27 protein-coding genes and 1 pseudogene are annotated in these 22,876 nt (G+C 64.1%); 17 read left to right on the top strand and 11 right to left on the bottom strand.

Annotation, left to right across the window (positions count from 1 at the left end; translation table 11 throughout):
• Position 1: 1 nt before the first annotated feature.
• From AC5ZH6_RS28985 to AC5ZH6_RS28965, 5 genes and pseudogenes are all read right to left on the bottom strand, one after another.
• On the bottom strand, positions 2–322 hold the full coding sequence (locus AC5ZH6_RS28985) for a hypothetical protein (protein ID WP_496169470.1): 321 nt from the start codon (positions 320–322) through the stop codon (positions 2–4).
• Complete coding sequence (locus tag AC5ZH6_RS28980; RefSeq protein ID WP_496169468.1) at positions 322–1,617, bottom strand: hypothetical protein; 1,296 nt, start codon at positions 1,615–1,617, stop codon at positions 322–324. The genes AC5ZH6_RS28985 and AC5ZH6_RS28980 overlap by 1 nt, the downstream gene beginning before the upstream one ends.
• A gap of 60 nt (positions 1,618–1,677) precedes the next feature.
• The gene (locus AC5ZH6_RS28975; protein ID WP_496169670.1) at positions 1,678–2,202 is read right to left on the bottom strand and encodes a helicase associated domain-containing protein; all 525 of its coding nucleotides are present in this window, start codon (positions 2,200–2,202) and stop codon (positions 1,678–1,680) included.
• A gap of 45 nt (positions 2,203–2,247) precedes the next feature.
• Positions 2,248–2,433: pseudogene (locus AC5ZH6_RS28970) on the bottom strand (MucR family transcriptional regulator); the annotation flags it as partial.
• Between the two features lies 1 nt (position 2,434).
• On the bottom strand, positions 2,435–3,223 hold the full coding sequence (locus AC5ZH6_RS28965) for a hypothetical protein (protein WP_496169467.1): 789 nt from the start codon (positions 3,221–3,223) through the stop codon (positions 2,435–2,437).
• A gap of 473 nt (positions 3,224–3,696) precedes the next feature.
• Here AC5ZH6_RS28965 and AC5ZH6_RS28960 point away from each other — a divergent pair, with 473 nt between their 5' ends.
• The 3 genes from AC5ZH6_RS28960 to AC5ZH6_RS28950 are packed head-to-tail and all read left to right on the top strand — an operon-like array spanning position 3,697 to position 8,709.
• Positions 3,697–4,368 (top strand): DNA methyltransferase family protein, encoded by a 672-nt coding sequence (locus tag AC5ZH6_RS28960; protein ID WP_496169466.1) that lies wholly within the window; start codon positions 3,697–3,699, stop codon positions 4,366–4,368.
• Positions 4,361–7,663, top strand: coding sequence for a DEAD/DEAH box helicase (locus tag AC5ZH6_RS28955; protein WP_496169464.1), 3,303 nt, complete (start codon positions 4,361–4,363; stop codon positions 7,661–7,663). Before AC5ZH6_RS28960 ends, AC5ZH6_RS28955 begins: the two co-directional genes overlap by 8 nt.
• A complete protein-coding gene (locus AC5ZH6_RS28950) occupies positions 7,660–8,709 on the top strand; it encodes an Eco57I restriction-modification methylase domain-containing protein (protein ID WP_496169463.1) in 1,050 nt (349 codons plus the stop codon). Before AC5ZH6_RS28955 ends, AC5ZH6_RS28950 begins: the two co-directional genes overlap by 4 nt.
• 341 nt (positions 8,710–9,050) lie before the next feature.
• Here AC5ZH6_RS28950 and AC5ZH6_RS28945 read toward each other — a convergent pair.
• Positions 9,051–10,195, bottom strand: a protein-coding gene (locus tag AC5ZH6_RS28945; RefSeq protein WP_370530165.1) for an IS3 family transposase whose coding sequence is annotated in 2 segments (ribosomal slippage) — positions 9,051–9,928 and positions 9,928–10,195 — 1,146 coding nt in all. Because the reading frame shifts where the segments join, the coding sequence is not laid out codon by codon here.
• A gap of 212 nt (positions 10,196–10,407) precedes the next feature.
• Between AC5ZH6_RS28945 and AC5ZH6_RS28940 the strand changes: the two genes are divergently transcribed.
• The 4 genes from AC5ZH6_RS28940 (at position 10,408) to AC5ZH6_RS28925 (ending at position 14,159) form a co-directional block, all read left to right on the top strand.
• A complete protein-coding gene (locus AC5ZH6_RS28940; protein WP_496169462.1) occupies positions 10,408–11,610 on the top strand; it encodes a helix-turn-helix domain-containing protein in 1,203 nt (400 codons plus the stop codon).
• A 78-nt stretch (positions 11,611–11,688) separates the two neighbouring features.
• Positions 11,689–12,297 carry a hypothetical protein gene (locus tag AC5ZH6_RS28935; RefSeq protein ID WP_496169461.1) on the top strand — a complete coding sequence of 203 codons (609 nt, stop codon included), beginning with the start codon at positions 11,689–11,691 and terminating at the stop codon, positions 12,295–12,297.
• 8 nt (positions 12,298–12,305) lie between these two features.
• The gene (locus tag AC5ZH6_RS28930; protein WP_496169460.1) at positions 12,306–13,649 is read left to right on the top strand and encodes a pentapeptide repeat-containing protein; all 1,344 of its coding nucleotides are present in this window, start codon (positions 12,306–12,308) and stop codon (positions 13,647–13,649) included.
• Between the two features lie 129 nt (positions 13,650–13,778).
• Positions 13,779–14,159 carry a hypothetical protein gene (locus AC5ZH6_RS28925; RefSeq protein ID WP_496169458.1) on the top strand — a complete coding sequence of 127 codons (381 nt, stop codon included), beginning with the start codon at positions 13,779–13,781 and terminating at the stop codon, positions 14,157–14,159.
• 127 nt (positions 14,160–14,286) lie between these two features.
• On the opposite strand, the gene AC5ZH6_RS28920 is transcribed toward AC5ZH6_RS28925, so the two are convergent.
• Positions 14,287–14,727: a hypothetical protein gene (locus AC5ZH6_RS28920; RefSeq protein ID WP_496169457.1), complete on the bottom strand. Its 441-nt coding sequence runs from the start codon at positions 14,725–14,727 to the stop codon at positions 14,287–14,289.
• 117 nt (positions 14,728–14,844) lie between these two features.
• Positions 14,845–15,033 carry a hypothetical protein gene (locus AC5ZH6_RS28915; protein WP_496169455.1) on the bottom strand — a complete coding sequence of 63 codons (189 nt, stop codon included), beginning with the start codon at positions 15,031–15,033 and terminating at the stop codon, positions 14,845–14,847.
• A gap of 60 nt (positions 15,034–15,093) precedes the next feature.
• On the opposite strand from AC5ZH6_RS28915, the gene AC5ZH6_RS28910 reads away from it, so the two are divergent.
• The 6 genes from AC5ZH6_RS28910 to AC5ZH6_RS28885 all read left to right on the top strand — a co-directional run bounded on the left by AC5ZH6_RS28910 (position 15,094) and on the right by AC5ZH6_RS28885 (position 18,372).
• The gene (locus AC5ZH6_RS28910) at positions 15,094–15,501 is read left to right on the top strand and encodes a hypothetical protein (RefSeq protein WP_496169454.1); all 408 of its coding nucleotides are present in this window, start codon (positions 15,094–15,096) and stop codon (positions 15,499–15,501) included.
• A complete protein-coding gene (locus AC5ZH6_RS28905) occupies positions 15,498–15,887 on the top strand; it encodes a hypothetical protein (protein ID WP_496169453.1) in 390 nt (129 codons plus the stop codon). The genes AC5ZH6_RS28910 and AC5ZH6_RS28905 overlap by 4 nt, the downstream gene beginning before the upstream one ends.
• Positions 15,888–15,965: 78 nt before the next feature.
• Positions 15,966–16,235, top strand: a complete 270-nt coding sequence (locus AC5ZH6_RS28900; RefSeq protein ID WP_496169452.1) for a hypothetical protein — start codon at positions 15,966–15,968, stop codon at positions 16,233–16,235.
• Positions 16,236–16,249: 14 nt separating this feature from the next.
• A complete protein-coding gene (locus tag AC5ZH6_RS28895) occupies positions 16,250–16,471 on the top strand; it encodes a hypothetical protein (protein WP_496169451.1) in 222 nt (73 codons plus the stop codon).
• Between the two features lie 130 nt (positions 16,472–16,601).
• Complete coding sequence (locus AC5ZH6_RS28890) at positions 16,602–16,901, top strand: hypothetical protein (protein ID WP_496169450.1); 300 nt, start codon at positions 16,602–16,604, stop codon at positions 16,899–16,901.
• 52 nt (positions 16,902–16,953) lie between these two features.
• On the top strand, positions 16,954–18,372 hold the full coding sequence (locus tag AC5ZH6_RS28885; protein ID WP_496169449.1) for a head GIN domain-containing protein: 1,419 nt from the start codon (positions 16,954–16,956) through the stop codon (positions 18,370–18,372).
• A 541-nt stretch (positions 18,373–18,913) separates the two neighbouring features.
• On the opposite strand, the gene AC5ZH6_RS28880 is transcribed toward AC5ZH6_RS28885, so the two are convergent.
• Positions 18,914–19,090, bottom strand: coding sequence for a hypothetical protein (locus tag AC5ZH6_RS28880; RefSeq protein WP_496169448.1), 177 nt, complete (start codon positions 19,088–19,090; stop codon positions 18,914–18,916).
• A gap of 539 nt (positions 19,091–19,629) precedes the next feature.
• On the opposite strand from AC5ZH6_RS28880, the gene AC5ZH6_RS28875 reads away from it, so the two are divergent.
• Entirely contained in the window at positions 19,630–20,118 is a 489-nt protein-coding gene (locus AC5ZH6_RS28875; protein WP_496169447.1) for a MerR family transcriptional regulator, read from the top strand.
• Between the two features lie 102 nt (positions 20,119–20,220).
• Entirely contained in the window at positions 20,221–20,643 is a 423-nt protein-coding gene (locus AC5ZH6_RS28870; RefSeq protein ID WP_496169445.1) for a hypothetical protein, read from the top strand.
• A 34-nt stretch (positions 20,644–20,677) separates the two neighbouring features.
• On the opposite strand, the gene AC5ZH6_RS28865 is transcribed toward AC5ZH6_RS28870, so the two are convergent.
• Entirely contained in the window at positions 20,678–21,064 is a 387-nt protein-coding gene (locus tag AC5ZH6_RS28865) for a histone-like nucleoid-structuring protein Lsr2 (RefSeq protein WP_496169444.1), read from the bottom strand.
• A gap of 198 nt (positions 21,065–21,262) precedes the next feature.
• Between AC5ZH6_RS28865 and AC5ZH6_RS28860 the strand changes: the two genes are divergently transcribed.
• The gene (locus AC5ZH6_RS28860; RefSeq protein ID WP_496169442.1) at positions 21,263–21,880 is read left to right on the top strand and encodes a DUF6308 family protein; all 618 of its coding nucleotides are present in this window, start codon (positions 21,263–21,265) and stop codon (positions 21,878–21,880) included.
• Positions 21,881–21,919: 39 nt separating this feature from the next.
• On the opposite strand, the gene AC5ZH6_RS28855 is transcribed toward AC5ZH6_RS28860, so the two are convergent.
• Positions 21,920–22,198 carry a helix-turn-helix domain-containing protein gene (locus AC5ZH6_RS28855; protein ID WP_496169441.1) on the bottom strand — a complete coding sequence of 93 codons (279 nt, stop codon included), beginning with the start codon at positions 22,196–22,198 and terminating at the stop codon, positions 21,920–21,922.
• A 347-nt stretch (positions 22,199–22,545) separates the two neighbouring features.
• Between AC5ZH6_RS28855 and AC5ZH6_RS28850 the strand changes: the two genes are divergently transcribed.
• Positions 22,546–22,851, top strand: a complete 306-nt coding sequence (locus AC5ZH6_RS28850) for a hypothetical protein (RefSeq protein ID WP_496169440.1) — start codon at positions 22,546–22,548, stop codon at positions 22,849–22,851.
• Positions 22,852–22,876: the final 25 nt, after the last annotated feature.

The raw sequence follows: 22,876 nt of genomic DNA, 5'->3' as shown, positions 1-22,876 counted from the left end.
ACTATCGGTTGTGGAAGTCGGTATCGCGCAGTCCTGCGAGGTAGAGGCGGCGTCGGATGACCGACCGGGAAACACCGAAAGTGTCCGCGGCGCGCTGTTCAGAGCCGGTCGCGTTGTAGGCGGCGACAGCTTCGTCGGGGGTGATGTCGTACTCGAGCGGCCCGGTCCGTCGGCCGAGGGGCCCGACGCGGCGCTTGATCGTGTCGTCGGAGACGCCGAGGTGCGCGGCGAGTCCGCGCAGTGTCCAGCCGTCGTCGAGCATGGCCCGCCACCGCTGGACGTCGTGGGAGGTGTAGCGCCGCTGGCGGCTGCCGGCGGGCATCAGGGGAGTCCTTGTGCGCCGGTCAAGATGACGTGGTTCTGCCCGTTTCGGGCCGCGATCGGGTACGCCCAGCCGGTCAGATCATCGGCGACGTTGCCCAGCAGCGCGTCGGCAGCGGTCTGCGCGTCGCGGCCGCGCCACCGCAGCCAGCTCGCGAGACCCTGACGGATCGTCGGCCAGGACCGCCAGCCGTCCCAGACGGGCAGCCACAGCGTGTAGTCGACGTCGACGTCCTGGTGGTGACGATCGGTCAGCGAGCCGACAGTCATGCATCGAGAGAGCCGAGTGTAGGTGCCGGGCAGCCACGCGTTGATCGACGCGACGGCGATCAGGCCTTCGACGGCGAGCAGCCACCGCCAGGGGTTGACCAGACCGGGGAAGGCGAGATGTCCTGCGGTGTCGGCAACTAGGGGGGTTGCGGTGCCGGCGGTGAGGGTGTCGATCAGCCAGTCCTCCGATCGGGGATCGGTGGCGATGTCGAGGACCCGGCGGGCGGTGATGGCACCGAGGTCTCCGGATCCGATGTTGCCGCCGGTACCGAGAAGCCGGTCAGCCACCAGCACATCACCGTCCTCGGAGGTGCGCAGGGTCCAGCACGCGGCCACCCACCGGGGGTCGGGAAACTGGTTGTGGCAGGCGGTGATCAACTCGTTCTTGGTCCAGCCGTCGGTGCGTGCGCGGTCGACGAGGTCGCGGGCGACGGTCAGGGTGTCGGCCCAATCTGTGGTGCGCGGTCCGAGTCCGGCAACGCTGTCCAGGGCGGGCACGGTCCGGGTGGAGGCCTTCTGTTTGCCGGCGGGGGTGAAGCCCAGGCCGAGTCCGGACCCGCCGTTCCAGGCGCTGATCGTCGGGGTGGGCCGGTAGTCGTAGAGCAGCCACGCCACGATCTCGTCGGTGATCGCATCGGTGGCGGTGAGGCCTTGCCGTGCGGTGCCGGCCCACCGTTCGGAGCTGGTCGCCCACAGGCGGGCACCGTCGATTTCGAGGGTGGCACAGAGCGTTCCGGTGTCAGTTCGTTCCCAGGCCAGGCGCACCTCGAGTTCGGGTCGCTGCTCGGCGAGCAGTGCGAGCAGGCCGAGCGCTGCGAGATGCGATTGTGGGTCACCAGCGACCAGGCCGGGACACTGCACGTGGTGGCGGTGATCGAGTGTGGGGTTGTGCCATCCGTCGACGACGTCGGCAGGGTAGCGGCCGTCCGGGTCGGGTGTCGGCAGCCGGATCGGTCGGCGGCCGTCGAGGCCGTGACGCTCGGCGAGCCGGGCGACGGCTTGCTCGCGGGTCAGCAGGCTGTCCATGATCGCGGTCCTTTCCCAAAAGAGGGTGGGTCGAAGCGAGGGGGAGTGGCGGCGGACGGGTCAGGTGTTGATGCGGCCGTAGGTGCGCCACTGCGGGTCGATGTCGTCGAGGGAGTCCATCACCCAGGACTGTCGGCCGGCGCGGGCGAAGTTACGGCGGACCACCAGCCACCGCCCGAGCCGCACACCGTCGTCGGTGGTCCAGGCTGTCGGCACGTCGAGGCTGCCCCACTGGCGGCGGTAGTCGCGGGCCGCTGCGAGGTAGCGGCGGCTGTGCAGCGCACCAGCGGTGCCGGGCGCGGTGAGTGTGACGCCACGCTCCGCGCCGACCTCGGCCAGCCACGTGTGGCCGACGCCGCCGAGCGCGGCGGCCAGGCCCGACCAGCCGAGCCCCAGGTCCTCAGCCCACCCGGCGGCCTCGGCGAGGTCGGCGAACCCCGCGTCCGCGATCACCGCATCGAGTCGCTCCCGAGCGGAGCGGCGCTTGCTGGCGGCCACCCGATCAGCACTGACTTGCCTGCGCGGAGTGTCCGGGAACCCCGCCGCCCGTTGGGCGCGGGCCGCGGCCCCGTTGAGCGCGGCCATCACCGTCGGATCGGTGTCGCGGCGGCGTACTCCGATCTCGTGGCGGAGTTGTTGAGACGCAGACGATGTGAGGGATTGAGTCCGGGGCAGACCGTGCCGCTCCCGGTACTCCTCACTCGACAACCCGTGAATACGGGTGAGGTGCGACGTCAGGGCGCGAAACCAGCGACCACACTCGTGACATTGGACTCGCTCGCCGTCATCAGCGAGAAACCCCGCACCCGACTGCATCTCAGTCGACATACCATTGCCGCGCTTGCTGATCCCACCCGATGGTGGACCCGTCGGTCAGCACGATGACGTCGTTACTACCATTGGGGTCCGCGACGGCCGTCGCCTCCGAGTCGTACGCGTCGAGGTGGTAGATGACGTCTTGCCAAATGTTGTGGACCGGCCCATCAGAGCCATCGGCAGAATGGCTGGCCTCGTAGGCGTTGAGTTGCTCAACGATCTCCTGCGCGCTGGCCGGGATACGGTGCGCGAACCTTCGGTACGCGTTCTGCCGCGCCAGGCCGAGGGCATCACCGATGTATTCCCAACTGCGGCCGTCTTTTCGGGCTGCGATCACCGCGTTGAGTAGCATCTCGTCGCTCTGCGCGGTCAACCGTTCACTGGTGGCCAGCGCGAATGCCAACTGGTCGTGATGGCGGCCCTTGCTGTAGTAGCGGCCCGCCTGAGCGAGGACGGCGACCGCGTCCAGCGCTTCGTCCTCGGTCGGCGGTCGTGCCATCGCCTGACGCCGCTCAATCGCGTCCACGGGCGCCGGGTTACGTTGCACGGCGACAGCGTCCAACAGGTTCCAGTACGCCTCATACAGGTCCTCGTCGTCGAGGACGGGGCGGCCGTCGCGATCCCACCGCTGCCAGGTATCCCACGCCAGAGCTCGCGAGGCCTCCTCCGCTGACACCAGCAGCCCGCATTCCCGGAGTGCTTGTTCGAACACCGGAGCGTTCGGGTGGTGCGGATCGCCACGACGAATCTCGTTCCGAACGCCCTCATTGTCTTCGTGGTCCTTGGGCACCAACCCCTTTCGCGCTGTCATCATGATGATGACACTACCTCGTCATCATGGTGATGACAAGGGTGGCTGGGAGGTGGTCAGTCCATGGACGGATCTCGGTAGGCGGATCTCAGTAGGCGATAGCCCTTGGGGACACAAGCCGCGATGTCTCGCAGTGTGTGCGGATTTCTTATGGTGTGCGGATCAGTGGGGGCCACCTTCCGCCCAGCGATCCGAAACGTCTGTCGGCGAACGTGGCGGCAGGTTGGGGCGAGAGCCGGGTCGTAGTGTCCAAGTCTAGGCTGGACCTTCAGTGCTGGGACGACACGGAGCCTCCAGAGCGGTTGCGGCCACGTCCCCCGGCTAGCGTGTTACCGAAGCCTGTGGCCACGGAAACTGGGAGTGGATATGTCGCCGTCACGAATTGACTTGATCGTCGATCTGTCTAACGCAGCTACTGCTTGTTCTGCTCTATCGCGCTGTGGTGCTCGCCGGTGTTGGTATTGGAGCCACCGGTGACGGCGGTTGTGTCGTCTATCGAGGAGCTGGTCGTGAAGTCGCGGCATCGTGTCAAGACTTACGGCGAGGTCTTCACGCCGCGTCACATGGTCGATCGGATGCTCGATTTGGTCCGCGAGGAGTTGGAGACCGGCCCCGACTTCGTCGATAAGACTTTCCTCGAGCCTGCGGCTGGTGACGGCAACTTCCTCGTGGCTATTCTGCGCCGCAAGCTCCACGCGATCGAGCAGCGCTACCCCGCCGAACGGTGGGTACAGGAGTCCCTGTTTGCGTTGGCCTCGATCTACGGCGTCGAGTTGCTTGAGGACAACCATCGGCAGGCGAAGGCGAGCATGCTCGGCGAGTTCGTGAGTTTCCATAAGGCCCACGGGATTTCGATTGGCGCCGAGACCGACGTGCGGCGGGCGGCGAAGTTCCTCATCGCCACGAATGTCGTTCGTGGCGATACCCTGACCGGCCAGACTCCTAAGGGCCGGGACATCACGTTTTCGTGGTGGACCCGCGTCGATGGAGCGCCAGGGATGGTGCAGCGTGAGGTATTCACCCTAGCGTCGCTGCGCTCGGACACCTTCGATTTCACTGTCTACGACACCTATCAGCGGTGCCTAATCGACAAGGTCTACGAGGAAGTGAGGTCCGGTGCCTAGTCCGAAGATCAGCACGTACCGCGAGATTGTCCCGCTGGTCTATTCGTGGAGGACCCCCGACATCCCCAAATACGACGGCTGGGAAAAGATCGGCTACACCGACCAGCAGACCGCCGACGCCCGCATAGCGCAACAGGGGTCACAGTTGTCGGTCGAGAAGGAGAAGGTATGGGCTCGGCGAGCGCAGTTCATGTCGGAGGCGGGTGGGTACTTCACCGACAAAGACTTTCACGCCTACCTCAAGCAGCATGGCGTCGAGCGGGAGACAAAGCCGAAGCGCACCGAATGGCACAACTTCGGTCCTGGGGTACCTAAGACGTCACTGGAATACTTCAACGACTTCGCCGGCCAGGACTTCCCCGATTTACCGGGCAGCGGGGGAGAAGACGACTACACGTTGCGTCCCGAGCAGCAGGCGGCCGTCGACCAGGCTGCGGCTGCGTTCGCGGCAGGCAAGCACGAGATTCTCTGGAACGCCAAGCCACGGTTCGGAAAAACGTTGACGGCCTACGACCTGATGCGAACTCTGGACGTGCATCGCGTGCTGGTGGTCACCAACCGCCCGGCGATCGCGAACTCGTGGTTCGACGACTTCACCCGTTACATCGGCCACCAGACGTCGTTTCGTTTCGTTTCCGACTCACCCGCGTTGGCCAGCAGGTCACCGATGACCCGTGAGCAGTGGCGTGCCTTTTTGGTCAACCATCCCGACGACAACCCGCGCATTGTGGAGTTTCTGTCGTTGCAGGATCTCAAGGGCTCGCAGTACTTCGGGGGCGTCTACGACAAGCTCAAACACATCGCTCTGATCGACTGGGATCTGCTGGTCATCGACGAGGCCCATGAGGGGGTCGACACCACCAAAACCGACGTCGCCTTTGACAACATCAAGCGTTCCTGGACGCTGCATCTGTCGGGAACACCGTTCAAGGCCCTGGCCTCGGGCAAGTTTGATCAGGATCAGATCTTCAACTGGACCTACGAGGATGAACAGACAGCCCGTCAGGACTGGCAGCAGGACTACGGTGAGGAAAACCCGTACGCGTCGTTACCGACACTCAATTTGCTGACCTACCAAATCTCACGGATGATCACCGACCGCCTGGCCGAAGGCGTCGCGATCGACGAAGACGCCGCCAACATCGACTACACGTTCGATCTCAATGCGTTCTTCGCGACCAAGGACAACGGATTTTTCGAGCACGAGGCCGAGGTCATCAAGTTTCTCGACTGTATGGCGACCAACGACAAGTACCCGTTCTCCACCCCCGAACTGCGGAACGAGATACGGCACTCCTTCTGGCTACTCAACCGTGTCGCCTCCGCGAAAGCCCTTGAGCGACTTCTCAAGAAACATGCTGTTTTCCAGGACTACACCGTCATTCTTGCCGCAGGCGACGGTAAGAGCGACGACAACACCGACCCCGTGGCGGTGGGGAAGTCCCTCGACAAGGTTCGCGCGGCCATCGCGGCGGCCGAGACCGCGGATGGGAAAACCATTACCCTTTCTGTGGGGCAGCTGACCACCGGCGTCACCGTGCCCGAGTGGACCGCAGTCATCATGCTGTCGAACCTGTCGTCGCCGGCGCAATACATGCAGGCGGCGTTTCGTGCGCAGAATCCGTGCACCTTCGAGCGGGCCGGGCACGTCTACCAAAAGCAGAACGCCTACATCTTCGACTTCGCGCCTGAACGCACCCTGACGATCTTCGACGCCTTCGCTAACAACCTGCACCCGAATCCGTCCGGCGACAACCGCGCGCGGCTCGACAACATCCGCCGACTGCTCAACTTCTTCCCGATCCTGGGTGAGGACGTCGAGGGCCGGATGATCGAGCTCGACGCCACCGACGTGCTGACCTTCCCGCAGGTGTTCAAAGCCCGCGAGGTGGTGCGTCGCGGATTCCTGTCGAACCTGCTGTTCGCCAACGTCGCCGGCATTTTCCGGTACTCCGAGCACGTCAAGGAGATCCTCGACAAACTGCCCACCGCCAAACAGGGCAGAGTCACCACCGGACAGCCCATCGATGTTCCACATCCACCGCCCACCACCGACGCCGACGGAAACGTTCAGGTCGATGTCGAGACTGTCATTAACCCGAAGGTCGCTGAGCTCGGCAAACCGGTCTATGACATCGGCGACATCCCGAGCATCGAGCCCGATACCCCTGTCCACACGGCGGCAACGCAGATTGCGAACGCGGTAACCGCACAGAGCAGGCGAAAGCGCGAGGAGCTCAAGGAGTCCTATGGGCTCACGGCTAAGCAGGTCGAACGCGACGAGAAACACACTGCGCAAACCGTCAAAGACAAAGTCGAACGCGCCTATACCGAACACAACATCGCCAGCAAGCATCTCGAGGACGAGCTGGCGAACGCCGCCACCGAAGCCGACGCCGCCGCCGTCATAGCCAGGAAATCTGACCAGGACGATGCCTTCAAGGCGAGCATCATCGACATCGTCGAGGGGACGATGGATTCGATCGTGCCGGAGGTTGTGACGCGCGAGGAAACCAAGAAAGAGCAGAAGCGCGCCAACCAGACGATGGAGGACGCACGTTCCCACCTGCGGGGTTTCGCCCGCACCATCCCCATGTTCCTGATGGCCTACGGCGACCGCGGCATGCGCCTGGCGAACTTCGACGACTACACCCCTGATGACGTGTTTGAAGAAATCACCGGCATCACCGAAACCGAATTCCGGCTCCTACGCGACGGACACCAGGTCACCGGGAACGACGGTGTCGTCACGACGATCCCCGGCCTGTTCGACGAGTCCGTCTTCGACCAGTCGATTCAAGAGTTCTTGGATAAGAAAGAGTCACTCGCCGACTACTTCAACGACGAGCAGGCCGAGAGCATCTTCGCCTACATACCGCCCCAGAAGACGTCGTTGGTGTTCACCCCGCAGCACGTGGTCAAGACCATGGTCGACACCCTCGAGGCCGAAAACCCGGGAATCTTCACCGACCCGACCACCACGTTCGCGGACCCGTTTTCGACGGCCGGCCTGTTCCTGATGGAGCTGGTGCGCCGGCTAGAGACGGGGCTCGCCGCCGCGATCCCTGATCAGCAGGACCGCCTCAAGCACATCCTGACGACGCAGATCTTCGAGATGAGCCACGACAAAATTCTTCACGACATCACCGTCGAGGCCGTTTCGGGCGGCATCGCCGAACGTAAAGCATGGATCGAAGGCTCCGGTCACTTCCGAGTGGGCAACCTGGCCGCGATGACCCCACAGGAGCGCCAAACGATGGTCGACGACATGCTGGCCGAAGGAGAACTGTCGTGAACAAGAAGTTCGACGTCGTGATCGGCAATCCGCCGTACCAGGAAGAAGCCCAAGGGGGAGGCACGCGGGACACACCCGTCTATCACCTGTTCATGGATGCGGCCTACGAGATTGGGGAGAAGGTCGTGCTCATAACTCCAGCGAGGTTTCTCTTCAACGCCGGTTTCACTCCAAAGGCATGGAATCAGAAGATGCTCGCCGACCCACATCTGACCGTCGCTCACTATGCTCCGAACAGTGACGACCTCTTCCCGGGCACGGAAATCATGGGCGGGGCGGCGGTGACTTTTCGTGACGCATCACGACGCGGGGAACCGATTGTCACGTTCACGATGTTCCCCGCTCTCAACACGATCCTCCACAAGGTGCTTGGGTCAGGTGCATCTTCCATCGATAGTCACGTGTCGAGCGGCCGTGCTTATTCGTTCACTCCGGCGATGCACGAGGCCAACCCACAAGCAGCGGCGCTGATGTCGAGTGATGCCCAGTTTCGCGTCAGCACAAATAGCTTTGAGCAACTGTCGTTCCTCTTTCATGAGAGCCCGCCAACCGACGGCGGCTCGTACGTACGACTACTGGGGGTCATCAAGAACAAGCGGGTGTACCGCTGGATCCGGGGCGAATACATCATCGGCCCGTCGAGTTTTGACAAGTACAAAGTCGCCGTCCCAACATCCCGAAACGCGGGCGGGATGTTGGGTGACAAACCCGCGCTGGTGACCGGCTACTCGTTGCTCCTTGAGCCGGGAACCGGCGTCACGCAAACGTTCATCACCATCGGATCGTTCGACACCAAGGCCGACGGCGAAGCTTGCCTCAAATACATCCAGTCGAAGTTCGCACGAGTGATGCTCGGCATCCTCAAGGTGACACAGCACAATCCGCGCACCACATGGAAGTACGTCCCGGACCAGGACTTCAGTTCGTCCTCGGACATCGACTGGACCAAATCCATCCCAGAGATTGACCAGCAGCTCTACTCGAAGTACGGGCTCGACGCCGACGAAATCGCCTTTATCGAGGCCAAAGTTAAAGCCCTCGACTAACTGGGATAGGCAGCGAACTCTCGTTCACAGCTCATGACCTCATGAGTACGGCATAAGCAGATGACGCCACCCATCCATTGGGAGTGCGAGGTCACGTAACGGGAGATCGGAGTCGCGTCAGGGCCGTTGATAGGGGCGTTCGATGGCGGCGCCGTCAACGCCGCCGCGATAATCGGCGCCAGGGTGGTGTCCGTAACTGTCATCGGGTCGGTCAACGCACTTGTCCGATCCGGAAAGATCCGAGTCACCGATCGGACACTCTCATGCTTTACGCGAAGAACTTGGCAGGTCCCCGATAGCCGGTCCAGGCCGTTCTAGAGCCAGTTCCTACTTGCAGTCGATCAGTCGATCTCGCAGCCCACGGGGTGATGCTGGTGGGTGCATTGGGCAGCGTACTCGGCGGGGGTCTGGTAGCCCAGCGCTGAGTGTCGGTGTCGGTGGTTGTGGTCGTCTTTGAAGTCGCCGATGACCACCCGGGCCTCGAGCAGGGTCGGCCAGCAGTTGCGGTTCAGGCACTCGTCGCGTAGTCGGTTGTTGAACGACTCGATGAACCCGTTGTTCCACGGTGTGCCGGGCGGAATGTAGGAGATGCCCACCAACCCTGCACAAAACGCCTGCAGCGCCTCAGAGATGAACTCAGGGCCGTTATCCATACGCAGCACCATCGGCGGTCCACCCCAGATCGCGAACACCTTCTCCAACTCCTCGATCAGGCGCTCGGCAGCGATCGAGCGGTCCACGATATTCAGCAACGACATCCGGGTGTGCTCATCGACCATCGACGCAATCTTCACCTTCTTCCCATCCACCGTGGAATCGAACTGAAAGTCCAACGCCCACACCACTTTCGGCGCATCAGCATCGATGATCGGCACCGACGACTGGCCGGCCCGCTTCCGGCGCGGGGCACGGCGGACCTGCAGGCCCTCCTCTTTCCACAACCGATGCACCTTCTTCTTATTGATCTCGATACCGTCGTCGAAGCGCAGATGCGCCCACGCCCGCCGGAACCCGTGCCGCGGATTCTTGCGGGCGTAGGTGCGCAGCTGCTCCCGCAGCGCGGCATCCGGGTCGGCCGGAGTCTGCGCCTGCGGCAGACACCGATACGCCGATCGGGAAAGCCCAACTACCTTGCACGCCATACGCTCTGACATGTTCTTCACATCTTTGAGCATGTCGATGGCGGCGCGTTTGGCCGTTGGGCTCAGAATTTTCCCTTCGCGATCTCCCGCAGCGCGTCCTTCTCCAGTTCAGCATCGGCGAGCAGGCGTTTGAGCCGGCTGTTCTGCTCGCGCAGTTCCTTGAGTTCCTTGGCGGCATCGCCGTCCATACCGCCGTACTGGCGGCGCCAGTTGTACAAGGTGGCCGCCGACACCTCGAGATCGGCAGCGATCTCCTCGCCGGTCTTACCCTCGGCGGCCAACTCGTCGGCCCGGCGCAGTTTGCGCACGATGTCCTCAGCCGAGTGACGCTTCCGTCCTGCCATGTTCCTCATCGTCCCTTCTCTGCCCTCACCAGGGCAATCAGGACTCTAGAACAACCCGGACCGGTTCACGGGGGACACGCCAAACTCTCATGTTTTATCGGATCGGGACGAAAGAGCTTGCGCCACAGCGCAATTCGCCGATAATATATACTATGTTAAGTCGCACTAAACGAATCGATAAGCGGCATTGACAGGCCGCGTATGCTGGGTGCATGGCACCCAGCAGCACTTCCCAGGTGGTCGGGTTGATCGACCGATACAAGGCTTCTCACCCGGAGGTCAGTGACGCCGCGATCGCGCGGCGGGTCGGGGTGTCGCCGGCAAATCTGTCGCAGTGGCGGTCCAAGGGTGTGCGTGGGCTGTTGGCGCGCAGCACGCTGGATGCGCTGGCCTCGACGCTGGGGTGTCCGTACCGCGAGATCCTCGACGCAGCACTGGCCGATGCCGGCTACACACCGCCGCCGACGTCGACGTCGCGGACCTACCGTGAGGTCCTAGCCGATGCGATCAGCGTCCTCACCGAAGCCACTCGGCTACACGACTACGCCTCTCGCCAAAATGCTTCGGGTGCTTGGGAACCCGACCCTGAACGCCCGGTTCCGATCGACTGGGCGGAGTTCGTGTGCGCCGCCTTGGCGGGCGCCGCGGCGAATGCCGGCGGTATCGCCACGGTACTGGCTGGCCGGCCGGGATCCTGGGAAGCCGCAGTGATCCGCGACGCCCTGGTCGCGACCGTCGGCGACGACGAGCATGACCTATGGCGCCACCGCACCGAGCCTCTGCACGTGGTAATCCGGCCCGCCGACATCCTCGACGACCTCGACTCGGACTGGTTGCGCGACGAGGACCTCGACGACGCCGAACTCGATCGGCGGGAAAACGCCATCTCCCCAAGCCAGGTCTACAGCTACCCCGGACACGAGCTCGACGACCGCATGCGCGCCTACTACACCGACCGTGGAGTGATCGTCGTCGACGGTCCTCCCCCACCCCTGCCCACTGCCGAGGAGTGGGCAGCAGCCTTCGCGGCCGAGCAGGCCAACCCGACCGAACCCACTCCCGAAGAACAAGCGCTCGAAGATGCTCTGGCAGACCTCGCCACGCTGCGTGAACAGCTCGACGAGCACCACCGCTCGGAGCTGCGCGACTACGGCAAACAGATCGCGCACAACGTTCGGGACCGCCTCGAGCGCATCCCCGGACTCACCGTGCCGATCACCGTCACCGTCGAGGTCGGCCCGCAGTCGTCCGGTGACTCCTCAGACACCATCGTGGTCGATCCCCGTTGGGCGACAAGCACAATCGACACCGCCATAGCCGAAGCGATCACGGCGACCCCAGATCCCGGCACCTGGCCCGGAACACCATTGTCCCGCCTCCACATCAGAGACGGCCAACCCCACTCGAACGAGTGAGCACACCCAAAGCAACGACCGCTGACGATAAGACCATCGGACCGCCCAGGCGGCCAACGAACGCTGGAGGAACCGAGTATGAGTGCTCAGAGTCGGACGTGGTTGCGGGAGTGCGCTATCGGGCTGTCCGAGCGAGTGAATGCACGCGGGATGACACTCAGTGTTGATGCGGCCGAGACACTGCTGGCCGACCGCCATGCCACGGTGTGTGCGCAACTCGGCGTCACCGAGGTCTCCGCGAGACGGTTCCTCGATGACACGGCGCTCGACGACCTCGCCGACCGGTTAATCGTGGGCTTCGCTCACGAGTCGCCCGGTGCCGACATCTTCACTCTGCCGCGAACCGCGTCGATCACCACGCCCAGCTTCGGCCGGCTGATCGCCGGCCTGGCCGAGAGCATCCTGTTCTACGAGCAATACGCGGCGATCGACGACCATGATCGCCGTGCCCGACTCCACGAGACGGCGCAGTTGCTGTCCCTCGCCGGGCTTTTGCAATCAGAGTCAGCCTTCGACGCCACGACGATCACCGCTCCGCCGGCCCTGTTCCACCGCATCGCCCGCACCCTCGACACCGTGGCAGCCCTCACCGACAACCCCCGCCTGGCTACCGCGATACGTGACGACTGCGCCCGAGCCCGCGCCGCAGCCACCACCCTCGGCCACGACGGATCAGGTGGTCGGTGATGTCAACGATGAGTCCTAGCGGGTCGTGGGTGACAGTCCTGGCCGCACCCACCACCGGCGCGGGCGTGGCGCCCACCTCGACTCCGGCGACTACGGAGATCTGGGGCTTCACGCTCACGCAGCCGAGCGCCACCGTCATCGCGGGTTTGCTCGCGGTAGCTGCAGCACTCCTGGCGCTCTCTGGTGTGTTCATCCGGCGTGCCCAGACCGAACGACATTGGCGGCTGACCAGCCGTCGCGCCCGGTACACAGACGTCGCGGAACAACTTGCTCACGCCAATCCCGCGGTCCGCAACGCCGGCGTGTACGCGATGGAGGCGCTCGCCAACGATTGGCTCACCTGGCAATGGTGGACACGACCGCGCCACCGACGGACCGGTCGCAAGGAGGCCCAAGCGTGCATCGACGTGCTGTGCGCCTATCTCCGGTTGCCCTACACCCCTCCCCCAGACGGAGTGACCACAACCAAGCAGATCTTCACCACGACCCGCGGCGGGATCGGCAAGAACATAGGTCCCCGCGTCGAGACCCACCACGAGTACCGCCACGACGACCGCCAAGTCCGGGCCAGCATCGTCAACGTCATCGCCACCAACCTCCGCGCGCGACCAAGTCACAGATGGATATACGTCCGACGTGAAAGCCCTTGGGGAAAACTCAATTTCAACTTGCGTGGAGCGGAGTTCCACGACTCTGTTCCCATGTCGAACGTTGTCGTCAGTGGGACGTGGGACATGACTGATACGACCTTCCACCAGGACTCGTGGTTCGACGGCGCGACCTTCCACCGCGAAGCATGGTTCACCGGCGCAACCTTCCACCAGGACTCGTGGTTCGACGGCGCGACCTTCCACCGCGAAGCATGGTTCACCGGCGCAACCTCCCACGACGCGCGGTTCACCAGCGCGACCTTCCACCGCGAAGCATGGTTCACCGGCGCAACCCTCCACCAGACCGCGTGGTTCAACGGCGCGACCTTCCACCGCGAAGCATGGTTCACCGGCGCAACCTCCCACGACGCGCGGTTCACCAGCGCGACCTTCCACCGCGAAGCATGGTTCACCAGCGCAACCCTCCACCAGACCGCATGGTTCACCGGCGCAACCTTCCACCAGACCGCGGGGTTCAACGGCGCAATCTTCCACCAGGCCGCGGGATTCGCTGGCGCGACCTTCCACCACACCGCGTGGTTCCACGACTCAATCTTCCACCGCCAGGCTTGGTTCCATGACCTCTGGCCTGGGAAGAATGTGGCGCGTTTCGGGCCGGATCTGGTCGGATTGGACGAGGCGGCGGTGGGAGAAGGGTTGATCGAGTTCGGCGGAGCTCGATGTCCGTGGCCGCGCCGATAATGTCGCATTACGTCCACCGGTCTACGGAAGCTGATGCCCTCCGGCACGACCGTTCTTGTCTACGGTCACCAGCGATCGCTGGCGTTGAAATCATCGAATAGCCCAACAAGCTGGGAGAGAATCCACTCCATGAGCCACGATGACTCCCCGAAACCACGGCCGATGCCGCTGATGCCTCCCCGAGATATTGGTCCGGCCTCGTATGTCATGTCGAGTGCGTTCGCCCGCCGCTCATCCGATGAGTTGGTGTACAGCGGCACGCAATACCTCGAGTTGATGCACAGCGACCAGCGGGCAAAGCTGCTCGGCCGATCGACGCTAATCCACTCGCAATCTGGGCGACTGCTCGGGCGGGGAGTCGTACGCGGGCTTGCCGCCAGCCTGCGCACGGCTCTCCGCGCCGATGGCAGCACGCAGAGCAGGCCAGGACCGCTCTGGTACCAGTTCACCGACGGCACCGATCTCGAATGGGGCCCCACCCACCGAATCACTTTGCCGGCCACTGACTGACTAGCCCTACGCGATCTCGTCGACGCGGTGGGCACAGCACCGGGTTCGGCGGCGTTCGGCCTTCGGTCTGAAGTGCGGCCGTAGCTGTCCGCCCGACCAACTCGCTCGCGAATGTGGGTACCCCAAACTAGTGTCCGCGGCTGGCGAGTATGTCGACGAGTGCGAATACCGCACGTTGTTGGGCGTCAGGGAGTTGCAGGATGTCGGTGGCGACGGCTTCTCGCTCGGCGTCGGCCCAGCAGTAGCGCGCCAGCTGGACGCGTTCACGCATCGGGAGGCTGACGTACCGATCTTGAAATGCGTTGGTGAAGAACGCAATGTCGACCTCGAATGCTCGGGCGAGCGCTTCTATCGACCACACGCTGGGGTGTCGGGCGCAGCCGGAACGCAACTGACTCAGATATGACTTCCCCACCGCGACCGGTCCGAGCTCAGCAGTTCGGTCGGAGATCTGCGTGGCCGTCCATCGACCACCGCTCATCGAGGGTCCAGGTAGAAAATCAAACAGCGCCGCCAGCCGCTCCACCAGCGACGTGTCGCCGTCGTGGTCGGGCACGGGTGAAGCCATCTCACTACCTTCCCTCATGAATGAATTTTCTGTTGGGTTGTCGCGGTTGCGATTTGGGAGCTGGGTGATGTCACACATCAATCACGTGTGCGGTCATGGCCGGCCGGCGCGGTCGGCTCACGCGCCCCGCCGTGGCCGGGTGATCGCTTCCACGGTCGCCGGACGCCACCCGAAGCGCTTACCCGACCCGGTGCCCACGACCGCGTCCGGCTCCGGAAGGCGTCCTTCGTAGAAGTACCTGCGAACGGTCCCGGAGTGCACTCCCCACGCGCGGGCGATGTCCGCCAAATCCAGGTATTCCTCCACGGCAAGCAACCTTACAACACACCGTTGTGTCATACAACGCACCGTTGTATAGTTCTGCGTATGGACGCCCCACAGAACCTCCTCGATCAGATGGCCGACCGTGAACGAATCCAGACTGAAGCGATCCGCGCTCGGCTTGGTGAGACAATCGATCAGATCGCCACCAGCCACGATGTCGGTGAGGCTAGTGCCGCCAAACGTGGACGCAACCCGCGATTCCCGTATGTTCCGGTGATCAAGCGCGAGGCATTCGGCGGGCACAGGACGACGCAGCTGCGCGGATTGGCCTACGCCGATCGGGCCGCAGCCGTGCGCCGCGCCCAGTCCGCGATCGACCAGAGCCGCCGCAAACTCGCCGACGACCTCTGCAATCCGAGACACCGTGCACTGAGAGAGCAGTTCGGTCTCCCCCGCTGCCCCCTGGATGCCCCACAGGCTCCGACACCGACGAAAGGATGCGATCAGTGACACCCCCTGCGACCACACTCGAGGCGGTCATCAGCGAGCTTTGCTCCGACACCGGCCTGCGGTTCACCACTATCGGCACCGGCGGGAATTGCGCCGCTCTGGCGGCGACCACCGAAACCGGCCACGAGGTCCTGTTTACCGACCGCGACGGCCATGCCCCGACCAGCGCACTCGACCCGGTGTGGATCGCCGCATACACCCGCGACGGCTCGGCGGTGGTGTTCGACCAGGCCGACACAGCGGAAGACTGCGGCACTCTGCTGATGTCGGTGCTCCAGCGAATCCCGCGCCATGACAACCACTTCGACGACTGCGGCACCCTCTATTGCGATACCTGCCGGGGCGCGGACCGGCCGTTCACCGCCGCCCTCGGACTCATCCCGTAAACCCCGCAACAAGAATAAGGGTTGTGCCGGTGCGTGAACACCGACACAACCAGCGATCAGAGATAGGAGCTCCGATCAATGCCCCATCTTGCCACCGTCCCCACGGCTCCCGACCTGGAGCACCGTGACACCGTCGTCCGCGCCGTCGCAGTGCACGACGGCTTCGCGGACCGCACCTACCAACGCGACCTCGATATGTCCCGGGCCCGCCGAATCGCCGGAGCGGGGAACCCGCGCCTGCTTGACGTGATCGACTTGCCCGGCCGCGTACGCGACTATGCCGGCGCCGCGCTGACCATCGTCACCGACACCAACGGACGGAAACTACCCGACCCCCGAGGGCTGTGACCATGACGCACAACATGTCTCGCACTGTGACCGAGCAGGTCGCAACCCTGGCGGCCGAGCTTGCCGGCTATCTACAGGCGGATCACACAATCCGGTCGGTCTCCCCCACCCACCGGGCCGCGACCGCGCAATTCGTCCTCGACCGTTACACGCCTCGCCCCGCCGATCCCATCGATCGCGGATTCCGGCGGCGCTGCGACGAGATCGTCGCCAACGACACCACGGCCGACCAATGAGATGGCGCCTGGATGCAGTTGCATGTGCCGCCGCCGGCGCACTGGCCGGTGTGGTGATCACAGTCGGGCTACTCGCGCTCCACGCTTCCCGCGATCCCCGACTGTCACAACCGCCTGCGATGATGCCCTCATGACCAAGCCCACCCCCGCATCTGCCGGTGCGGCCCGCGGTGACCAGATCAACCAGATCGGCGTGTACGGCGGCGAACTGGTGTCACGACTCGAGGACGCTCTGGCCTCCCTCGAGGCCGCGACCGCCATCATTGAACAGCTCCGAGCCCTCGGTGATGCCGCCTTCACCGTCGACCTTGAGGGCCTCGATACCCTGCACTGGATCGCAGATGCCACCCAAGCCACCCGGTCCGCGCTCACCACCACCCGATACATTGCCGGGTCCGGCTGTGCGCCCACGGGATGGCAACACTCATGATGAACACGCATGGGCGGGGTACTGGCCACGGCCGTGACGATAGGCGCCCGAAATGATGTGGGGGGCACGCCAACTTCGGCAGATCGCGGTCGTCAACGGTATTCATGTGCTCTCCGACAAACCGGGTGGTATCTCGATCATCAGCGGCCGCCTGATGTTCGCCGACGGCAGCACATATGACGGGACGACCGGCATGGTTGTGAATGCCGGTGCCGGGCGGATCGAGTTGCGATCCGATTCGGGATCAGTCCTCAGGTCATCGGGGTCGGGCACTCCGAATGACCCGCCCCAGACCATCGAATACGGTGCAGTGACCTCGGTACAGATCAGCGGTGTCGCCGGGCACCTCGAGGTGATCCCCCAACCGGCGGCAGTGTGTTCGGTCACCGCCGCGGCCACCACTCGTGCTGCCATGTCGGGATCGGATTTGATCGTGTCGGGTGGATCGAATGTTGTTGTGCGCGTGCCGGTAGGGACCGCGGTCGTACTCGCCGCCGCGGGGGACACCCGTATCGGCGACATCGGCGGCCCGTTGACGGTTTCCGCCGCCGGTTCCAACGATGTCGACGCCGGCGCGGTGAGCGCGCTGCAGGCGACAGTGACCGGGTCCAGCGACATCCGTGTCGCCCGCGTAGACGGTGACTGCACCATCGACGTGTCTGGAGCTTCTGACGTCTCGGTCCGTGCCGGTCGGATCAGGCACCTCACAGCACGAGTGACAGGGTCCGGTGACGTCGCTGTGCACGCCGACGTCCAGACGGCAACGCTGACCGTCACCGGTTCCGGGTCAATCACCGCGCACCGCGTCGCCGGCCACAGCCACGAACACGTCTCCGGGTCAGGGCGAATCCTCATTCGCCACCGCGGCGAAGAACGCAGTGCTGACACACCGGCGCCCCAGCCGCCACCGGCGCACCCGGAGCCGGTCACCCCGCCGGCAGGACGAGCCGGCACCGTCGACGACGCCCGTGAAGCGCTCGCCGAACTCCTCGCCGAGTGGGGTCACTACCGCCTCGACGCGCAGGCTTGGTATCTGACCAAGCCGCTGCTGCACGATGTCACCGGCACAGTCGCCGCAACGGTCACCTACAACGCGGCACTGCAGGCTCTCAGTGACGCGGTCGACGATCTACACGACCAGTCGCCGCAACCGGCCGTCGATCGCGCGAACACCCTCGCCGACCGGGCCTGGGAGGCTTGGCACGCTGCGAACGACTACGCGGCACAGGTCGGGGTCGACGATCGCAGCCCCACCGAACGGCGCGCCCTGCAACGACTGCACACCCTCGTCGAACGGCTGCTCCACAGCAGCGCGGGCGACCCGGACCTCGCGATGATCAAACGCGAAGTCCAACAGTGCCTCGACAAGATCACCACCGTGTCGGTCAGTTGGAACGACATCGCTGCTCTCCCGGCCATCCGCCGCGCCAACGTACTTCCCCAACTACCAAAGGGCGGTCATGGGCTCTGAGATGTCGAATCGCGCGGAGGTGCAGTCTCAATGAATCCTGTGTATGTCGGTGTCGGGCTGTTCTGGGCTGGTGTTCTGGCTCAAGCGGTTGCGACCAGCGCACCGGTGGGCCGGGTGTGGGCGCGACGATCTTCCTGGCTGTCGTGGGCGCTTATCGGCACCGCTTTACTGTGCGCCGTAGCCACTTTGGTGATCGCCGTCGTCCACGCCACCAGCGGCCACATGGATGCCCGATGGCTACTTCTCGAGGGTGTCCTTGGAGGGGTTCTCCTCGTCGCCGCATGGGTGACGTTGGGCCTGTTCGGTCTGTGGGCGCAGATACGCGGTCACCTACGGAGCTGGCGGACGACGCCGACTCCCGCGGGCCGGAGCGGGGCAAGGGATCGACGATGACCGCGCACCGGCCGGCGTGGAGAGCTGCAGACGTCCCGGGACGGCGGGTTTCCGCGGCTGCCATTGTCCTTGCAGTTGCGGGCGCGGTGCTGGTGGGGTGCACTTCACCAGCACCGGATACCTCGTCGACGAACTCACCGCCATTCAGTCACTCACCGTCGCCGGCGCCGCCGCACCCCTCGTCGACGGCGACCCGCTCCGCCCCGGCCATGACCTCGAAGGCACAGGGATCACCCGCCGTCAGATTCCATGGCGACCTGCAGCCGACCGCTCCCCCAGTCCCGCCGCTCACCCCGGCGGCACCTCCGGGTGCTCGGATTGCCATCGGCGGAAGCTGGGAGGGAACGATCACTGCCGCGACGGCGCAATGCTACGCACGGTACGGCTACGTCAATGATGACCCCGTCGGGTGGGAGTACGTTGCCGGGGATGTCGTAGCCGGGCAGCGCGCGATTCGCGTCAGCTGGATGAACGGTGACCGCCGACCAACTGTCGCGGTCCGGTTCTACGACCCAGGCCGTACCGGCTGGGCTGCCGCCACCGAGGCGGGCGGCGAGTCAGCTGGTGGACCAATCCTTTACGCAGTAAGCCCCGATCACCGGACTGTCACGTTTTCGGGCACCGCCATCGCGTCCCCAACCTCGATAGGCGGTGGAGAAACCACGTCTGCGAAGATCACGACGATCTCCATCACGGGGTCGATCGTCTGCACGCAGATGGAACTCCGGTAGAGATACTAGGTGCCGGCACGTGGTTGTCCGGCCGGCAGCGATCGAGCATGGGAGAGGCAACGACGATGGGTCAGCCTGTGGGCAACGATATGGCGGGTAGCGCAGTGTCCTGCAGTGCGTGGAGATTGCGCCAATGACGACGGCATCCGGTGAACAGTCCGAGCCTCGGTTGTTGAAGCCATCGGAGGCATCCCAGCGTTGCGGCCTTTCACCAACTCTGCTGAAACAGTTGGCCGCTGACGGCGTTCTCCCCCAGGCCAGGCGCGGTCCCGGCGGGCACGTCTACATCCCCGAAGAGTCTGTGCCGACGTGGGCACAATGCGTTGCGCTCATCGAGGAGCAACGGGATCTGCACCTGCGTCGTGCCCTGAAGCTGATCGAACGCCTAGAACGAGAACTGGAAGCGGTCCGAAACGACATCGCCGAAGCCCGCGAACACCCGCATCAGCCGCTCGGTGTGGATCTCCTTGCGTTCGGCGACTGGCACCAGACGCACACCTTCGGCGGTGAAACAACAACCGCCGCGATTCTCCAGCAGTTCGTGCTCGAGCGCGCGGGGGTCGAAAGCTACGATCGAGCACTCCGCGAAGCTCACCTGTCGACGGGCAGCAACCACCGCTGAGCTGCCGGTGCCGTCGAACGCAACACCACATCTGTATCCCACTACTGCTAGGAGAATTACGCCATGCCCCGCGAAGCCGGAGACCGAACTGACCCTGGTGGAGTGCCGGAACTCTTTTTCGTAGAGAAGCTCGGATACTCCGACGCCACCGCGATCACCGCGGCCGCAGAGCTCGTCGAATATCTCGCCACGTTCGGGCTCGAGCTGACACCGCGCAGCTACCTCGCTGATCTTCTGCAACGAACAGCCGTGCTGCACACCGATTCCGATCGTCCGGATCGCGATGCGCCGGCGTTGGATATCGCTGTCCGCGAGAGTTGGCCGGTCACCACAGTCGACGGGGAACCATCAGTTGTGTCCGGTCATCTGACTATCACCCGACACGCTGACCGGTCCTCACTGTTGTCGGGCACGATCGGGGCGCCCGGCGCGGGCCCTGACGAGGGTGAGCATTTCGAGTTCCCGCTGTCTGCTGCGTCAACGAAGACCGTCGCGGAGTTCATGTCGGTGCGCGGACCCGAGTGAACGTGGTGTAGCGCAGACGCGAAAGCCTCTCGCCTCAGCTGGCGGTCCGTTTCGATGAGCGGGCCGCCCGATACGCGTCGACTACTTCCCTCGCGATGCGGCCTTTCGGAGCCACGTCATAGCCGTTGCGCGACGCCCATTCCCGGACGTTGGCTGCCTCGCTGTTGCTGGTGGTTTTCGTTGGAGAGGCGACGGTTAGTCTTGGGGTGCTGGGCTGTTGGCGGCCGCCGGTTCGGGTTGACACCGTCAGGAGTTTCGCCAGCGGGATTTTCCCGCTTTCAATTTTCTGCAGATTGTCGGTCGACACGTCGGTTTCGTAGGTGACGCCACGCCAGGCCCAGGTGACGGTGTGCGCATCGTCGATATCGAGTGTGTTGCCGTCAAGATCGTCAATGAGCGACGTCGTTTTCAGTCGAGACATGGATACACGCTAGCGCATCGTTGATCCGCACCAAACAATCACTGCAGGCTGGTGTGCACACTTCGCAGAGGAAACGAATTCACGCCGCCGGAGTCGGGTTGTCGAGTGCCACCAATTCTTCTGCCCGGCCGTTACAGATCGTGTTCGATGGCGTTACCCAGATACCGGGTATGCCACCCACTTTGAGAAGAGGATTCGGTGCTGATTCCTGTTGTGCTGCAATCTGACAACTCCGCCGCCGCCGCAGATGTGTTGCGACGTTACTTCGGCGACCCCTATCCCGGATCCGACTACACCGGTGCTTCGTTCGACGCGTGGGACTCTCTGGGCACTCGCGCCGACGACAGCAACCGATTCACCGCCGACGACTTTGTCGCCATCACGTTGCTCTCCGTCGACGCCGGCCCCCGCGCCGCCGTCGAGGTGCTCCGCGACCGGCGCACAGAGTTCAACGATCTTCTGGCAGCGATTGGGCCCGACCGCGACCTCGCCAACGAAAAGGGGCCATTCGACTCGTCGTGGCCGGCGTGGGCACTGGAGAATCGATTACAGACAGTGCCCGGCATCGGATTGACCATCGCGTCAAAGTTGATTGCTCGGAAACGGCCCCGCCTGTATCCGATCTGGGACACCGTGGTCACTCGAGTACTCGGAACCCGGGGGAACCACCTCAACGCAATTCACGCAGCCCTGCGATCGCAGCCAGAGCTCCGCCGGCGACTCACCGCCGCCCGCGCCGACGCTGGGCTGCCCGCGGATATCAGCGATCTGCGCATCCTTGACGTAGTCGCCTGGATGCAACGAGAACCACTATGACTGGGCGCCATCACCCCGGTGCGCGAACCCTGGCGTGCGTCACTCATGTTCGGCGAACACCGCGATGAGCCTGAACACCGCGTGACGGTACATCTCAGGGAGATCGTTGACCGCAGCCGCAACTCGCAGCAGCTGCGGGTAGTCAGCGCGCGCATGCAGCACCCGGTCACGCATGGCCATGTCCTGATGGAGGCGGTGGTAGCCGATCGTGAAGTAGTCGGGACGTACGCCGAAAGCGTCAGCGAGGGAGATCATCATGTCCCAGGACGGGGATCGGAGCCTCCCGGAGCGCACCTGGCTCAGATGCGGCTCCGTCACCCTGACCGGTCCTCGAGCGTGGGCCCGGGCGTGGGTTCGGGCGCAGACGACGGTCGCAGTCCACTTCGAAACGCCCGGTGGCGGCGGAAGGTGATCGATCAACGCCTCGATCATCTCCGGAATGGTGACAGCGCCGGCGCTCATCACTGTCGTTCTGGTCGTCAACGCCGCCCCCTCTCGATGACCTGCCCATGACTCTCGGGACACGCACCCGAATCCCACCCCACGCCTGTTTACCACCTTCAACCCATAGTCCGATCGGTGGTGGCGTGGCGACGAAAAGGCCGCTGTAGTGTTCCCTCAGCTCACCCACAACGCCACGCCCAATGATTCGGACAGGAGCAGTCATGCGCGTCGAGATCCTCGACCGAGAAGCGCAGCGGTATCGCTGCCAGTACGGCGACTTCCAGATGTTCCCCGACGATCTCGGCGACGCTCCTCTGCCTCGAGTGGCTGCGTTCTCCCACTGGTCCACCGACGATCCGCGACTTCACCGACGAAACGTCGACGGCATCACCTACATCGATGTCGACCACTCCGGACGGACCTGGACCTACTGCTTGGATCCGGCGTGGACCGCGACACCCGCGGAAAGGGTGCCCGCGTACTTCCAACTGCCCGCCGGCTTCGACATCGGGATTCTTCCGGATTAACCGACGACGACCACGCAACACCAGA

Source organism: Gordonia sp. YC-XJ4, assembly GCF_059511865.1.
This window is presented reverse-complemented; position numbering and strand designations above follow the sequence as displayed.

Bases quoted from the DNA above. Each gene is read 5' to 3' on its own strand.
- AC5ZH6_RS28940 (WP_496169462.1), top strand. From the start codon at position 10,408: ATGGCACCCAGCAGCACTTCCCAGGTGGTCGGGTTGATCGACCGATAC.
- AC5ZH6_RS28925 (WP_496169458.1), top strand. From the start codon at position 13,779: ATGAGCCACGATGACTCCCCGAAACCACGGCCGATGCCGCTGATGCCT.
- AC5ZH6_RS28885 (WP_496169449.1), top strand. From the start codon at position 16,954: ATGATGTGGGGGGCACGCCAACTTCGGCAGATCGCGGTCGTCAACGGT.
- AC5ZH6_RS28935 (WP_496169461.1), top strand. From the start codon at position 11,689: ATGAGTGCTCAGAGTCGGACGTGGTTGCGGGAGTGCGCTATCGGGCTG.
- AC5ZH6_RS28890 (WP_496169450.1), top strand. From the start codon at position 16,602: ATGACCAAGCCCACCCCCGCATCTGCCGGTGCGGCCCGCGGTGACCAG.
- AC5ZH6_RS28880 (WP_496169448.1), bottom strand. From the start codon at position 19,090: ATGGCAATCCGAGCACCCGGAGGTGCCGCCGGGGTGAGCGGCGGGACT.
- AC5ZH6_RS28920 (WP_496169457.1), bottom strand. From the start codon at position 14,727: ATGGCTTCACCCGTGCCCGACCACGACGGCGACACGTCGCTGGTGGAG.
- AC5ZH6_RS28850 (WP_496169440.1), top strand. From the start codon at position 22,546: ATGCGCGTCGAGATCCTCGACCGAGAAGCGCAGCGGTATCGCTGCCAG.
- AC5ZH6_RS28985 (WP_496169470.1), bottom strand. From the start codon at position 322: ATGCCCGCCGGCAGCCGCCAGCGGCGCTACACCTCCCACGACGTCCAG.
- AC5ZH6_RS28895 (WP_496169451.1), top strand. From the start codon at position 16,250: ATGTCTCGCACTGTGACCGAGCAGGTCGCAACCCTGGCGGCCGAGCTT.
- AC5ZH6_RS28910 (WP_496169454.1), top strand. From the start codon at position 15,094: ATGGACGCCCCACAGAACCTCCTCGATCAGATGGCCGACCGTGAACGA.
- AC5ZH6_RS28875 (WP_496169447.1), top strand. From the start codon at position 19,630: ATGACGACGGCATCCGGTGAACAGTCCGAGCCTCGGTTGTTGAAGCCA.
- AC5ZH6_RS28980 (WP_496169468.1), bottom strand. From the start codon at position 1,617: ATGGACAGCCTGCTGACCCGCGAGCAAGCCGTCGCCCGGCTCGCCGAG.
- AC5ZH6_RS28975 (WP_496169670.1), bottom strand. From the start codon at position 2,202: ATGGCCGCGCTCAACGGGGCCGCGGCCCGCGCCCAACGGGCGGCGGGG.
- AC5ZH6_RS28900 (WP_496169452.1), top strand. From the start codon at position 15,966: ATGCCCCATCTTGCCACCGTCCCCACGGCTCCCGACCTGGAGCACCGT.
- AC5ZH6_RS28930 (WP_496169460.1), top strand. From the start codon at position 12,306: ATGAGTCCTAGCGGGTCGTGGGTGACAGTCCTGGCCGCACCCACCACC.
- AC5ZH6_RS28865 (WP_496169444.1), bottom strand. From the start codon at position 21,064: ATGTCTCGACTGAAAACGACGTCGCTCATTGACGATCTTGACGGCAAC.